The organism is Pseudomonas sp. NPDC087185 (assembly GCF_044744955.1).
Lineage (GTDB): Bacteria > Pseudomonadota > Gammaproteobacteria > Pseudomonadales > Pseudomonadaceae > Aquipseudomonas.
This window is the reverse complement of the sequence record NZ_JBIUZK010000004.1, coordinates 621,554-636,485: the sequence shown is the minus strand read 5'-3', so window position 1 is coordinate 636,485 and position 14,932 is coordinate 621,554. Positions and strand designations below refer to the sequence as shown.

Here is a 14,932-nt window from a genome sequence, read left to right as displayed (position 1 = left end):
CGACGAGCACATACTCCCTCGCACTTCCCCTAGCAGCTCTTGCCCCAACCGGCACGCTAGCGATTAGACTTGCCAGTTGCCAGATGACGAGACTGCCATGGCCGGGCTGATTCCCCAAAGCTTCATCGACGACCTGATCAACCGCCTCGACATCGTCGACGTGGTGAGCTCGCGCGTCCAGCTGAAAAAGACCGGCAAAAACTATTCCGCCTGCTGCCCGTTCCACAAGGAGAAGACCCCCTCCTTCACGGTCAGCCCCGACAAGCAGTTCTATTACTGCTTCGGCTGCGGCGCCGGCGGCAACGCCCTCGGCTTCGTCATGGACCACGACAACCTGGACTTCCCCCAGGCCGTCGAGGAATTGGCCCGCGCCGCCGGCATGGAAGTCCCCCGCGAGGAGGGCCGACGCGGGCAGAAACCGCGCCAGCCAACCGATTCACCGCTGTATCCGCTGCTGGACGCCGCCTCGGAGTTCTATCGCCAGGCCTTGCGCAGCCACCCGACCCGCAAGGCAGCGGTGGATTACCTCAAGGGCCGCGGCCTGTCCGGAGAGATAGCCCGCGACTTCGGCCTGGGCTTCGCGCCGCCGGGCTGGGACAACCTGCTCAAGCACCTGGGTGCCGACACCCTGCAGCAGAAGGTCATGATCGATGCCGGCCTGCTGATCGAAAATGCCGAAAGCGGCAAGCGCTACGACCGCTTCCGCGATCGGGTGATGTTCCCCATCCGCGACAGCCGTGGGCGCATCATTGCCTTTGGCGGCCGCGTGCTGGGCGACGACAAACCCAAGTACCTTAACTCCCCGGAAACCCCGGTCTTCCACAAGGGGCAGGAACTCTACGGGCTGTACGAGGCACGCAAGCACAACCGCAACCTCGACGAGATCATCGTCGTCGAAGGCTACATGGATGTCATTGCCCTGGCCCAGCAAGGCCTGCGCAATGCCGTGGCCACCCTCGGCACCGCCACCAGCGAAGAACACCTCAAGCGCCTGTTCCGCGTGGTGCCCAGCGTATTGTTCTGCTTCGACGGCGACCAGGCAGGGCGCAAGGCTGCCTGGCGCGCCCTGGAGTCGGCCCTGTCTGCCCTGCAGGACGGGCGCCGCGCACGCTTCCTGTTCCTGCCCGAGGGCGAGGACCCGGACAGCCTGGTGCGCGCCGAAGGCACCGACGCTTTCATGGCCCGCATCAACCAGCATGCCCAGCCGCTGGCCGACTATTTCTTCGAGCAACTGAGCAATGAGGCCGACCCGCGATCGCTGGAAGGCAAGGCGCACATGGCGACCCTGGCAGCACCGTTGATCGAAAAGATCCCCGGAGCCAACCTGCGCCAGCTGATGCGCAACCGCCTGAAGGAAATCACTGGCCTCGATCCGCAGCAGGTCGAGCAACTGGCCCAGCAGGCCCCAGCGGCCACCAGCGTACCGGACTACGACCCTGGCTATGACTACGACGCCATGGCCAGCTACACCCCGGACTACGGCGACATGCCGCAACACGACTATGCGCCGGCGCACCAGGAGCAGCAGTGGAAGCCGAACAAGCCTGGCGGCAAGAAGCCGTGGAGCGACAAGCCCTGGGACAAGAACCGCAAGGGTGGCAAGCCCTGGCAGCAACGTGATGAGGCCCCACCACGCACCCCGGCACCGGTGGAGCCCCCGACCTTGGCGGCCCTGCGCACACTGCTGCACCACCCGCTGTTGGCCGGCAAGGTCGAGGACGCCAGCCACTTCGCCGACGAAGAACACCTCTACAGCCAGTTGCTGGTAGCCCTGATCGAAGCCGCGCAGAAAAATCCTGGGCTAAGCTCAATGCAGCTGATCGCACGCTGGCACGGCACCGAACAGGGCCGCCTGCTGCGGGCCCTGGCGGAAAAGGAATGGCTGATCGTGGCCGACAACCTTGAACAACAGTTTTTCGACACTATAACTAGCTTGTCCGCCCGCCAACGCGAGCGCAGCCTGGAACAACTGCTCAGGAAATCACGTCAAAGCGAATTGACCAGCGAGGAAAAAACCCAGCTTCTCGCCCTGCTGAGCCGTAATGTTCCCGCACAAACGCCGACCTCATCTGGCGCGTGAGGCCCATGCTCGGGTATAATCCTCGGCTTGTTTTTTGCCCGCCAAGACCTTCAGTGGATAGGGTGTTATGTCCGGAAAAGCGCAACAGCAGTCTCGTATCAAAGAGTTGATCACCCGCGGTCGTGAGCAGGGCTACCTGACTTACGCGGAGGTCAACGACCACCTGCCTGAGGATATTTCAGATCCTGAACAGGTGGAAGACATCATCCGCATGATCAACGACATGGGGATCAACGTATTCGAGAGTGCTCCGGATGCGGATGCCCTTCTGTTGGCGGAAGCCGACACCGACGAAGCCGCGGCCGAAGAAGCCGCAGCTGCGTTGGCGGCCGTTGAAACCGATATCGGCCGCACGACCGACCCAGTGCGCATGTATATGCGCGAAATGGGTACCGTCGAGCTGCTGACCCGCGAAGGCGAGATCGAAATCGCCAAGCGTATCGAGGAAGGCATCCGTGAAGTCATGGGCGCCATCGCTCACTTCCCGGGTACTGTCGGCTACATCCTCAGCGAGTACGACCGCGTCACCACCGAAGGTGGCCGTCTGTCCGATGTCCTCAGTGGTTACATCGACCCTGACGACAACATCGCCGCTCCGACCGAAGAGGTGCCGATCCCTGGCGCCAAGGCCGCAGTCGCGAAGGAAGAGTCTGACGAAGAAGAAGAAAACGCCGAAAGCAGTGACGATGAAGAAGAGACCGAAAGCGGTCCCGACCCCGTCGTTGCGGCCCAGCGTTTCGGTGCGGTAGCCGAGCAGCTCGGTGCAACCCTCAAGGTGCTGAAAAAGCATGGTCGCAGCCACAAGGAAAGCATCGATGCGATGCAAGCCCTGGCTGATCTGTTCATGCCCATCAAGCTGGTACCGAAGCAGTTCGACGTACTGGTCGAGCGCGTTCGCGACGCCCTGAGCCGTCTGCGTCAGCAAGAGCGTGCGATCATGCAGCTCTGCGTACGTGATGCGCGCATGCCGCGTGCCGACTTCCTGCGCCTGTTCCCGAGCAACGAAACCGACCAGACCTGGAGCGGTGACCTGGCCAAGCGCAACACCAAGTGGGCTGCCGCCCTGGGTGAAAAGGACGCCGCCATCGTCGCTTGCCAGCAAAAGCTGATCGACCTTGAGACCGAGACCGGCCTGACCGTGGTCGAAATCAAGGACATCAACCGTCGCATGTCCATCGGTGAGGCCAAGGCCCGCCGCGCCAAGAAAGAAATGGTCGAGGCGAACCTGCGTCTGGTGATTTCCATCGCCAAGAAGTACACCAACCGTGGCCTGCAGTTCCTCGACCTGATCCAGGAAGGCAATATCGGTTTGATGAAGGCGGTGGACAAGTTCGAATACCGTCGCGGCTACAAGTTCTCGACCTACGCCACCTGGTGGATTCGCCAGGCGATCACCCGTTCGATCGCCGACCAGGCACGCACCATTCGTATCCCGGTGCACATGATCGAGACGATCAACAAACTCAACCGTATTTCCCGCCAGATGCTGCAGGAAATGGGTCGCGAACCGACCCCGGAAGAGCTTGGTGAGCGCATGGAAATGCCTGAGGACAAGATCCGCAAGGTCTTGAAGATCGCCAAAGAGCCAATCTCCATGGAGACGCCGATCGGCGACGACGAGGACTCGCACCTGGGCGACTTCATCGAGGACTCGACCATGCAGTCCCCGATCGATGTAGCCACGGTCGAAAGCCTCAAGGAAGCGACCCGCGACGTGCTCTCGGGCCTGACCGCACGCGAAGCCAAAGTGCTGCGCATGCGTTTCGGCATCGACATGAACACCGACCACACCCTCGAAGAAGTGGGCAAGCAGTTCGACGTGACCCGTGAACGGATCCGTCAGATCGAAGCCAAGGCGTTGCGCAAATTGCGCCACCCGACACGCAGCGAGCATCTGCGCTCCTTCCTCGACGAGTGATGACAAACCCCGGCCCAGGCCGGGGTTTTTCTTATGTGACAAATGGTCGTGGCAAGTAGCTATCCAGCGGGCTGAATGCCCGTCTACACTCGAGTTCAGACTATCTGAATGCGAGGCTGCCATGCCGCCAATGCCGGCCATTCTGTTGCTGCTCCTGATCCTGTGGAACACAACGGCCGGCGCCCTGACCCTGACAGACGAGGAAAAAACCTGGCTGACTGCCCACCCGCAGTTGAAGCTGGGCGTCGACGCTTCCTGGCCACCGTTCGAGTTTCGTGACCAGGAAGGCCGGTACCAGGGATTGGCCGCCGATTACATCGCCTTGCTCCAGGAACGCCTGGGCGTGACGCTCAAGCCGATCGAGCCCAGCAGCTGGACCGAAGTGCTTGAACAGGCGCGCGAAAGCCGCATCGACTTGCTGCCCGGCATCATGTCGACGCCGGAGCGCCAGGGTTATCTGGCTTTCACCCGCCCGTACCTGGACTTCCCCATTGTCATCCTCGCCCACGAAGGCGGCCCGCAACCGCGCACCCTCAAAGACCTGTACGGCCTGAAAATCGCCGTGGTAGAGAATTATGCCCCCCACGAGCTGCTGCGTACCCATCACCCAGACCTCAACCTGGTCGGCTTGCCCAACGTCAGCTCGGCCTTGCAGGCGCTGGCCACCGACGAGGTGGACGCCGTGGTCGGCGACCTTGCTTCGAGCATCTGGAGCCTGCGCCAGCTCAAGCTCGACGGTTTGTACGTCAGCGGTGAAACGCCCTACCGCTACCAGCTGGCCATGGCCGCGCCGCGCGACAAGAAGGTCCTCATCGGCATCCTCGACAAGGTCATGGCCGACATGTCCAGCGAGGAGATCAGCCAGATCCAGCAACGTTGGGTGGGCAATGTAGTGGACCAGCGCACCTTCTGGCACGACATGCTGATCTACGGCCTGCCCGCCGTCCTGCTGCTGGTCGCAATCCTCGCGGTGGTGATCCGCATCAACCGCCGCCTCAGCTCGGAGATTTCCAGGCGTATCGCCCTGGAACAAGAACTGCGAAGTAGCGAGTACCACTACCGTGGCCTGATCGAAAGCCTCTCGGCGATCGCCTGGGAAGCCGACGCCAACGATTTCACCTACAGCTACGTCTCGCCCCATGCCGAAGACCTGCTGGGCTACCCCTTGCACGATTGGCTCAAGCCTGGTTTCTGGCGCAGCATCCTGCACCCGGAGGACGCGCTATGGGCCCAGGCCTACTGCGAAAGCGAAACCGCTGCCGGGCGCGATCACAGCCTCGATTACCGGGTGATGGGCGCCAACGGCCAGGCACTGTGGGTGCGCAACATCGTCAGCATGATCGAGCATGGCCACCGGCCGGTGATGCGCGGGCTGATGATCGACATCAGCGAGACCAAGCGCACCGAGGACGCCCTTCGCCTGTCGGAGCAGAAGTTTGCCTCGGTGTTCCAGCAATGCCCCGACATCCTGCTGATAGCCCGTCACAGCGACGGCAGCCTGCTGGAGGTCAATGAAGCGTTCGAAGAGCAGATCGGCCTGACCCCAGGCCAGGTGATCGGCCGTACCGCCACAGAGCTCAACCTCTGGGGCACGCAGGGCTCTGGCCCACAGCTGCTCGAGCGCCTGCACCAAGGCGGCATCCGCAACCTGGAAATGAGCTTCCGGCGCAGCAACGGCCAATTGTTCACCGGCCTGACCTCCGCCGAGACATTCGAGCTGGATGGCACCCTGGCCTTCGTCGTGGCGGTGCGCGATATCAGCCAGTTGAAGGAAACCCAGCAGCAACTGCAAACCTCGGAGGAGAAGTTTGCCAAGGCCTTCCATGCCTCTCCCGACGGCCTGCTGCTGTCGCGCCAGAGCGATGGCCTGCTGATCGAGGTGAACGAGGGCTTCTGCCGCCTGACCGGCTACGACCTCAACCCAACCATCGACCAGACCTCGTTCGACCTGGGCATCTGGGTCGACCTCAACGAACGCAAGCGCCTGATCGACCAGCTTGCCCGCGATAGCTTCGTGCGTGATTTCAGCTGCCATATCCGCCGCAGCGACGGGCAGATCCGCCTTTGCGAATTGTCCGCACGGCCGCTGCCGATCGCCGGTGTCGACTGCATGCTGACCATCGCCCGCGACATCACCGAACGCCACCTGATGCAGGAAAAACTGCAACTGGCCGCCACCGTGTTCGAGAACACCGCCGAAGGGGTGCTGATCACCGACATCGACCAACGCATCAGCGCGGTCAACCGCGCCTTCAGCGAAATCACCGGTTACAGCGAAATCGAAGCGCTCGGCCAGACGCCGCGCCTGCTCGCCTCTGGCCAGCACGACAGCGCCTTCTATGCGGCCATGTGGCACCAGCTCACCGCAGAGGGGCACTGGCAGGGCGAGATCTACAACAAGCGCAAGAACGGTGAACTCTACCCCGGCTGGCTGACCATCAGTGCCGTGCGCAACAGCGACCGTGAGATCACGCATTTTGTCGCGGTGTTCGCCGACATCTCCAGCCTCAAGCATGCCCAGGCCAAGCTCGATTACCAAGCCCACCACGACCCGCTCACCGGCCTGCCCAACCGCGCCTTGTTCGAAAACCGCCTGCAGGCCGTACTCACCTGCGCGCAGGTATCCAACCGCCAGGGCGCGGTGCTATTCCTCGACCTCGACCGTTTCAAGCACATCAACGACAGCCTTGGCCACCCCGTCGGCGACCTGCTGCTCAAAGGCATCGCCCAGCGCCTGAAGGAGCAGGTGCGCGACGTCGACACCGTGGCCCGCCTGGGCGGCGACGAGTTCATCATCCTGCTGCCCGGCCTGCACAAACCCAGCGATGCCAGCGCCATCGCCAACAAGCTGCTGGCCTGCTTCAGCGCCCCGTTCCAGGCTGGCGAACACGAGTTCTTCACCAGCGCCAGTATCGGCATCAGCCTCTACCCACAGGATGGCATCGACGTCGCCACGCTGATCCGCAACGCCGACGCTGCCATGTACCGCTCCAAGGCCAAAGGCCGCAACCGCGTCGAAGCCTACACCCGCGACCTCACCGCCCAGGCCAGCGAACGTATCGCCCTGGAGCACGAACTGCGCCGCGCCGTGGAACGTAACGAGATGAGCCTGTGCTACCAGCCCAAGTTCAGCCTCAAGACCCAGACCCTGGTAGGTGCCGAAGCGCTGATCCGCTGGAACCACCCGACTTTCGGCGAAGTGCCGCCAGAGCACTTCATTCACCTCGCCGAAGAAAACGGCACCATCCTTCAGCTTGGCGACTGGGTGCTGGAGCAGGCCTGCCGGCAGATGCACCACTGGAAAATGAACTACCAGGCCTTCGGCCCGTTGTCGATCAACCTCGCCGGTGCGCAGCTGCGCCACCATGGCCTGGCCAAACGCATCGAGCAGTTGCTCAAGACCTACCAGCTAAAGGCCGGCGACCTGCAGCTGGAGATCACCGAGAACTTCATCATGAGCCAGGCCGAAGAAGCCCTGGCCGTGCTGCACCAGCTAAAGCAGCTGGGCGTGCAGTTGGCGATCGACGACTTCGGTACCGGCTACTCGTCACTGAGTTACCTCAAGCGCCTGCCGCTGGACATCCTCAAGATCGACAAGTCGTTCATCCGCGGTTTGCCAGACGACCCGCACGATGCCGCCATCGCCCGCGCGATCATCGCGCTGGGGCGCAGCATGCAGCTGACGATCATTGCCGAAGGGGTGGAAAACCAGGCACAGCAACGGTTCCTGGCTGCGGAGGGGTGTGAACAGATCCAGGGCTACATCGTGAGCCTGCCGCTGGCACCGGACGAATTCGCAGCGACGTTTCTTCGTATAGCACTAACTGATCTTTCGGATGGCACCGTTTCAAAACCCTCGTTATAATCCGGGCACTTACTGAGGGCCTATAGCTCAGTTGGTTAGAGCAGAGGACTCATAATCCTTTGGTCCACGGTTCGAGTCCGTGTGGGCCCACCAGACACGAAAAAGCCGCGCATATTGCGCGGCTTTTTCGTTTCAACGGCTCAAAAATCCACACGCAACGCCGTACGCCACAGGTTCTTCAGCGGCGAGCGCCAGTGCTTGCGCCAGTTCTTCTCCCACCAGGCATCTTCATTGCACACGACCGTTTCCAGGTCGCTGCCGGTCACCTGCGCCGCATGCTGGCGGAACATCATCGGGAATACACAGTGCTGCTTGATCCGGCGCTTGAACATCACATCGACAGGCTCGCCTGCGTAAGGCGTTTCGGCCAGTATCCGGCAGCCCTCGCGCGACAGCACGTAGGCATGCAAGGCCACCACACGGCCGCGAGCAATGAACGGGAACCAGGTCAGCCAGGTTCGGCCCATCGAGTACCCCAGGTGCAAGGCCTCGAAGCGGTGTGAACGCATGAAACGGTTGACCCAACGGACCTGCGAAGCTTTGAGCTGATAAGCTTTCACGTCGTCCTCGAACACCAGGACTCGCTCCAACCCCTCATCCAGAGCACGCTGGGCGAGTTGCTGATGCGACTCGTAGCAGCCTCTTTTCGGGTCACTGGCTTTCTGCACGACGTGGAACGTCACCGGGTTATCCAGCAGCGTGGCAATGCTTTGCTGAAACAACTCGCGTCGATCAGCGCGTGTGTCCAGCGAAATGCAAAAGACGGCATTTACGTCAAAATGAACCCTGCTCACCCATCAATCCCTTCAATCGTGCCTGTCTTGCACCTGGACAAGTGCGAATCATAGCGGGCAGCGGATGACATCACAAAGCTATCAAGTAAGAAGGTATTAAACCTGACCGATATCCATCATTGTCTGACGCGGGTTGTAAAAAGTGGCGTTAGCCGGGATGTCACGGGTGACCAGCGACATGGCGCCGATCACCACGTTGTCGCCGATAGTGACCTGGTCGGCGATGATGCAGCTGTTGGCACCCAGGCTGACGTTGTCGCCAATACGCAACGCATAGCGTTCCAGGCCAAGGGTCTTGATACCGATCGAGCAATTCTGACGGATGAAGAAATTGCGCCCGATGCTCACATGACGGGTGATCACCACGCCCGGCAGGTGGGCGATACGCAGGCCGGGGGCGATCTGCGCGCCGATGTCGATATCCACGGCGTACGTGCGGTTCAGCCGCTGCTGCATGCCCCGCGCATATCGCCTGCCCAGGCCGCCGCGGGCATCAAGGTACTGCGCCAGGCGGTAGGCGAAGAGAAAGCGCAGCTTGTTGTCCTTGCGCGCGCGGCGCAAGACGTTGAACAACAGGCTGCTGCGCCGCCCGGGCTTGTTCTTGTTGGAGACTTCCTGCCGCCAGCATTCCAGCAAGGTTTCGAGGTTCACGCCATGGCTCCAGTGGAGTCGGCAGATCATCATGCCGCAATAACGCCAGCGGCGCAGCAACGCAGTTGGCCTTGCTCTGCCTGCCGATGGCTGGCTAGGCTAGCAAGCCCACTGTAGAGACTTGCCATGCCGGACTCCCGCGCCATCACCCTCGACGAAATCGACCGCCAGCTGATCGCCATGCTGCAGATCAACGCCCGCGAAAGCGTCGCCACCCTCGCCCGCCAGCTGGGCATCGCCCGCACCACGGTCAACTCGCGCCTGGCCCGGCTGGAAAAAGCCAAGGTCATTACCGGCTATGGCGTGCGCCTGGGCCAGCGCCTGATCGGCGGCGGCCTGCAGGCCTACGTCGGGATCAAGGTCCAGCCACGCTCCGGTAAGGAGGTGGTGCGGCGCTTGAGTGCCATGGGGCAAGTGCAGCAGCTGTGCGCGGTGAGTGGCGAGTTCGACTACGTGGCCTGGCTGCGCAGCGATTCGCCAGAGCAACTGGACGAGTTGCTTGACCAGATTGGCAGTGTCGAAGGGGTGGAGAAGACCACAACCTCGATCATCCTCAGCAGCAAGGTGGATCGCGGGCAGCCGGCATGAGGAGTACGCCACAAGGTTACAGCCGTCGTAATGAATCATAAGCCCGTCATTTCGACCGATAAAGCTTCAGTTCGCCAGCAATCTGCTTCTTATTTACGATCACCCCACCTCCTAAAATGACCACCAGGCATCCTCTATACTCAGGCTCCGCTCCCGCGCAGCCGCTCTGGCAAGGTCACTTCATGAACAAGAACAACCGCCACCCCGCCGACGGCAAGCAACCCATCACCGTCTTCGGCCCGGACTTCCCCTTCGCGTTCGACAGCTGGCTGGAGCACCCCGCGGGCCTGGGCAGCATCCCGGCAGCGCGCCACGGTGAAGAGGTGGCCATCGTCGGTGCCGGTATCGCGGGGCTCGTGGCGGCCTACGAGCTGATGAAGCTGGGGCTCAAGCCGGTGGTGTACGAAGCCTCGAAACTCGGTGGCCGCCTGCGTTCGCAAGCCTTCAATGGCACCGACGGCGTCATCGCCGAACTGGGTGGCATGCGCTTTCCGGTGTCCTCCACCGCCTTCTATCACTATGTGGACAAGCTGGGCCTGGAGACCAAGCCCTTCCCCAACCCGCTGACCCCGGCGTCGGGCAGCACGGTGATCGACCTCGAAGGCCAGACTTACTACGCCGAGAAATCCAGCGACCTGCCCAAGCTGTTCCACGAAGTGGCCGACGCCTGGGCCGATGCGCTGGAAAGCGGCGCGCAATTCGCCGATATCCAGCAGGCGATCCGCGACCGCGATGTACCGCGCCTGAAAGCACTGTGGAACAAGCTGGTACCACTGTGGGACGACCGCACCTTTTATGACTTCGTCGCCACTTCGCGCTCGTTCGCCAAGCTCAGCTTCCAGCACCGCGAAGTATTCGGCCAGGTCGGTTTCGGCACCGGTGGATGGGACTCGGACTTCCCCAATTCGATGCTGGAAATCTTCCGCGTGGTGATGACCAACTGCGACGACCACCAGCACCTGGTGGTCGGCGGCGTGGAGCAGGTGCCGCAGGGCATCTGGCGCCATGTGCCGGAGCGCTGCGCGCACTGGCCCGCAGGTACCAGCCTGAGCGCGCTGCACGGCGGCGCACCGCGCACCGGGGTCAAGCGCATTGCCCGGGCAGCCGACGGGCGCTTGGCGGTCACCGACAACTGGGGCGACACACGTCACTACGGTGCAGTGCTCGCCACCTGCCAAAGCTGGCTGCTGACCACCCAGATCGACTGCGAGGAGTCGCTGTTCTCGCAGAAGATGTGGATGGCCCTGGACCGCACCCGCTACATGCAGTCGTCGAAGACCTTTGTCATGGTCGACCGGCCCTTCTGGAAGGACAAGGACCCACAGACCGGGCGCGACCTGATGAGCATGACCCTCACCGATCGCCTGACCCGGGGCACCTACCTGTTCGACAACGGCGACGACAAGCCGGGGGTGATCTGCCTGTCCTACGCGTGGATGAGCGATGCCCTGAAGATGCTCCCACACCCGGTGGAAAAGCGCGTGCAGCTGGCCCTGGATGCACTGAAGAAGATCTACCCGAAAACCGACATCGCGGGGCATATCATCGGCGACCCGATCACCATTTCCTGGGAGGCCGACCCTCACTTCCTCGGCGCTTTCAAGGGCGCGCTGCCGGGCCACTACCGCTATAACCAACGGATGTACGCGCACTTCATGCAGCAGGACATGCCCGCTGAACAACGCGGCATGTTCATCGCCGGCGACGACGTGTCGTGGACCCCCGCCTGGGTCGAAGGCGCGGTGCAGACCTCGCTGAATGCAGTGTGGGGTATCATGAACCACTTCGGTGGCCAGACCCACCCGGACAACCCGGGGCCGGGCGACGTGTTCGACCAGATCGGGCCTATTGCCCTGGCCGACTGAGACAAGGAGGCAGCATGCGCATCGCTCTGTTCCAGGGCGCACCCAACCCGCTGGACGTGCCCGGCAACCTGCAACGGCTGCGCCACCAGGCGCAGCTGGCAGCCGAACGCGGCGCGCAGCTGCTGGTGTGCCCGGAGATGTTCCTGAGTGGCTACAACATCGGCCTTGAGCAGGTCGAACGCCTGGCCGAGGCCGACGATGGCCCGTCGGCCATGGACGTGGTTGAGATCGCCCAGGCGCACCGCATTGCCATCGTCTATGGCTACCCGGAGCGCGCCGACGATGGGGCGATCTACAACAGTGTGCAGTTGATCGATGCCCACGGCCGCAGCCTGTGCAATTACCGCAAGACGCACCTGTTCGGCGAACTGGACCGCACCATGTTCAGCGCCGGCGCCGACCACTTCCCGGTGGTCGAGCTGGAGGGCTGGAAGGTCGGGCTGCTGATCTGCTACGACATCGAGTTTCCGGAAAATGCCCGGCGCCTGGCACTCAATGGTGCCGAGCTGATCCTGGTGCCGACGGCGAACATGACGCCCTACGATTTTGTCTGCCAGGTAACCGTGCGCTCGCGGGCACAGGAAAACCAGTGCTACCTGGTGTACGCCAACTATTGCGGGGCCGAGGGGCAGATTCAGTATTGCGGGCAGAGCAGCATCATCGGGCCGGATGGCAGCTTGCTTGCCATGGCCGGGCACGATGAATGTCAGTTGCTGGCGGACCTGGAACATGGGCGGGTGGTGAAGGGGCGCGAAGCGTTCCCGTATCTGGCTGACTTGCGCCAGGAACTGCACCTGCGCAGGGGCTGAGCGTAGCCCCATGCCTGACGCCACCCGCCGCCTCATCCTGGCCAACGGACTGCAGCTGACCCTGCGCCATGCCCCGCGGCTCAAGCGCTCGGCAGCAGCGCTGCGGGTGCAGGCCGGCAGCCACGACGCCCCGGCAAGATGGCCAGGGCTGGCGCACTTCCTCGAACACCTGTTTTTCCTGGGCACCGCTCGTTTTCCGCTGGAGGACGGGCTGATGCGCTACGTCCAGGCCCTTGGCGGCCAGGTCAACGCCAGCACCCGCGAACGCACCACCGACTTTTTCTTCGAAGTCCCGCCCGCCGCTTTGGCCGGGGGGCTGGAGCGGTTGTGCCAGATGCTCGCCGAGCCGGATCTGGGTATCGAACGCCAGCGCCGCGAGCGGGAAGTGATCCACGCCGAATTCATCGCCTGGTCGCGCGACCCTCAAGCGCAGCAGGCGTTTGCCCTGCTGCAGTCGGTGGCGGCAGGCCATCCATTGGGCGGCTTTCATGCAGGTAACCGGCATACCCTGGCCTTGCAGGACCCCGCCTTCCAGCAGGCACTCACAGGTTTCCATCAGCATTTCTATCAAGGTGGCCAGATCACCTTGAGCGTGTGCGGCCCGCAGCCGCTTGAAGAGCTGGAGCAACTCGGCAGGCAGTATGCTGATGCGTTTGCCACGGGTACGCGTGCTACCCAGCACCTGCCCCCAGCCCTGTCGGCCACGTGTATGGACGGGGTGTTCAAACACGAAAACCTGCCTACCGGGGCCGAACCCGCATTGGAGCTGTTGATTGCCTGCCTGAGCGACAGCCGGCCAGGCACCTGGCTGGATGGCTTGCGCCAGCGCGGCTGGCTGCAAGGGTTGAAGGCCGAAAAGCTGTATGCCTTCGCCGGGCAGATGCTCTGGCACATTGACCTGAAGCTCACTGCAGACGCGTGTGCAGACGACGCCCTGGCCCTGCTGCACGGCTGGTTCGGCTACATCCGCCAGCTTGACCTGGGGCAACTCAACACCGAGTTCGGCCTGCTGCAACAGCGCCGCGAACGCAGCGCCAGCCCACTTGAGCTGGCTCGGCGCGACAGTGCAGGGCAGCCCTTCGCGGCACTGGATGCACAAGGGCTGGTGGCGCTAGCGGCACTGCTCGACGACCTGCCCTGCCGTGAGCACGGGCACTGGCAGCTGCCCGCGCCCGACCCCCTGCTGCGCGCTGAGCTGGCCATCACCCAGGCGCGACCGTTGCCTGCGGCGCTGTCGATCAGTGACCTACTCCCGTCGGCACGCCAATACGCGGCCGTTTACCTGCGCTGGCAGGTACCCGCAGCGCTGAGCCAACACCTGTATGACGTGCTCGATCGAGCCTTGCGCCCGCTTCAGGAACGCTGCGAGCGCGCGTCGCTGCAGCTGCAATTCAGCGCTGCGGGCGAACACTGGCAACTTCGCTGCACCGGCCTGCCAGCAGCTGTGCTGAGCGCTGTCGAACACGCCTTGGCGCTGCTGCGCTCGCCCGGCAACTGGCGGCCATCGTCAGCACAACACGCCGCGCTGATTCCGATCAGGGCCCTGCTTAAGCAATTACCCGATGCGCTAAGCGGCACTGCGCCAATGCCACAGCCTGCCTCCACGGCCGATCAACAGGCGCTCGACGACGCCTGGCAACACAGCCGATGGCACGGCCTGGCCATTGGCTTCGCCCCCGCCGCCCTGCCATCGCTCGGCGCAGCGCTGCAAGGTTGCCCCGGCCAACTCGGCGCCCCTGCTGCGCTGCCAGGCTGGCGTGGCCGCCGCTGGCACCATGCCGAGGTGCCGGGCAGTGAACATGCCCTGTTGCTGTTCTGCCCTTTGCCTGCCGAGCACCAGGCCTGCGGCCGGTTGCTCGCCCAGTTATTGCAGGGGCCGGTGTACCAGCGCCTGCGGGTGGAGTTGCAGCTCGGCTACGCGGTATTCAGTACCTTTCGTCAGATCGAGGGCGTCGGCGGCCTGCTGTTCGGCGTGCAATCGCCCCATGCCACCCAGGCCGAGATCCTCGGCCACCTGGTCACCCTTCTGCGCCAGGGCATCACCCTCGACCCCGCAGCCCGCCAGGCATTGACCGAGCAATTCGAAGAGCCGGCAATGGCCAATGCCGAGGTCGCCGAGTGGGCATGGCAGACACACCTGGCCACACAACCCGGCGATCTATCCGCGCTGCGCAGGTCTATTCTGATGACGCAACAAGCCGATCTGGACGACCTTTTGTGCGGCCTGCTCAAACCCGACGCCTGCTGGTTCTGCCTGGCCAACGGCCCTGCTCCAGCAGGTAACGGGTACTGATCACGCAGCGATTGTTACGTTTACCGCAAGGGCGCTTTTCGAAGAATTAACCTTTCGGTACAAAATTTT

General features: G+C 63.0%; 9 protein-coding genes and 1 tRNA gene. 8 read left to right on the top strand and 2 right to left on the bottom strand.

Features of this window, described 5'->3' with window-relative positions:
* Nucleotides 1-97 precede the first annotated feature (97 nt).
* The 4 genes from dnaG to ACIPIJ_RS17435 all read left to right on the top strand — a co-directional run bounded on the left by dnaG (nucleotide 98) and on the right by ACIPIJ_RS17435 (nucleotide 7,956).
* Nucleotides 98-2,080 (top strand): DNA primase, encoded by a 1,983-nt coding sequence (gene dnaG, locus ACIPIJ_RS17450; protein ID WP_401078831.1) that lies wholly within the window; start codon nucleotides 98-100, stop codon nucleotides 2,078-2,080.
* Between the two features lie 67 nt (nucleotides 2,081-2,147).
* A complete protein-coding gene (rpoD, locus tag ACIPIJ_RS17445; RefSeq protein ID WP_401078830.1) occupies nucleotides 2,148-3,998 on the top strand; it encodes an RNA polymerase sigma factor RpoD in 1,851 nt (616 codons plus the stop codon).
* A gap of 121 nt (nucleotides 3,999-4,119) precedes the next feature.
* Nucleotides 4,120-7,863, top strand: coding sequence for an EAL domain-containing protein (locus ACIPIJ_RS17440; protein ID WP_401078827.1), 3,744 nt, complete (start codon nucleotides 4,120-4,122; stop codon nucleotides 7,861-7,863).
* A 16-nt stretch (nucleotides 7,864-7,879) separates the two neighbouring features.
* Nucleotides 7,880-7,956, top strand: a tRNA-Ile gene (locus ACIPIJ_RS17435).
* A 47-nt stretch (nucleotides 7,957-8,003) separates the two neighbouring features.
* Here the strand turns inward: ACIPIJ_RS17435 and ACIPIJ_RS17430 are convergent.
* Both ACIPIJ_RS17430 and ACIPIJ_RS17425 read right to left on the bottom strand, forming a co-directional pair.
* Nucleotides 8,004-8,657, bottom strand: a complete 654-nt coding sequence (locus ACIPIJ_RS17430; protein ID WP_401078824.1) for a glycosyltransferase family 25 protein — start codon at nucleotides 8,655-8,657, stop codon at nucleotides 8,004-8,006.
* A gap of 96 nt (nucleotides 8,658-8,753) precedes the next feature.
* Entirely contained in the window at nucleotides 8,754-9,308 is a 555-nt protein-coding gene (locus tag ACIPIJ_RS17425; protein ID WP_401078821.1) for a serine acetyltransferase, read from the bottom strand.
* Between the two features lie 126 nt (nucleotides 9,309-9,434).
* Here ACIPIJ_RS17425 and ACIPIJ_RS17420 point away from each other — a divergent pair, with 126 nt between their 5' ends.
* The 4 genes from ACIPIJ_RS17420 to pqqF all read left to right on the top strand — a co-directional run bounded on the left by ACIPIJ_RS17420 (nucleotide 9,435) and on the right by pqqF (nucleotide 14,863).
* The gene (locus ACIPIJ_RS17420) at nucleotides 9,435-9,896 is read left to right on the top strand and encodes an Lrp/AsnC family transcriptional regulator (protein WP_401078818.1); all 462 of its coding nucleotides are present in this window, start codon (nucleotides 9,435-9,437) and stop codon (nucleotides 9,894-9,896) included.
* A 182-nt stretch (nucleotides 9,897-10,078) separates the two neighbouring features.
* Nucleotides 10,079-11,761, top strand: coding sequence for a flavin monoamine oxidase family protein (locus ACIPIJ_RS17415; RefSeq protein ID WP_401078815.1), 1,683 nt, complete (start codon nucleotides 10,079-10,081; stop codon nucleotides 11,759-11,761).
* 14 nt (nucleotides 11,762-11,775) lie between these two features.
* Complete coding sequence (locus tag ACIPIJ_RS17410; RefSeq protein ID WP_401078813.1) at nucleotides 11,776-12,570, top strand: carbon-nitrogen hydrolase family protein; 795 nt, start codon at nucleotides 11,776-11,778, stop codon at nucleotides 12,568-12,570.
* A gap of 10 nt (nucleotides 12,571-12,580) precedes the next feature.
* The gene (gene pqqF / locus ACIPIJ_RS17405; protein WP_401078810.1) at nucleotides 12,581-14,863 is read left to right on the top strand and encodes a pyrroloquinoline quinone biosynthesis protein PqqF; all 2,283 of its coding nucleotides are present in this window, start codon (nucleotides 12,581-12,583) and stop codon (nucleotides 14,861-14,863) included.
* Nucleotides 14,864-14,932 lie beyond the last annotated feature (69 nt).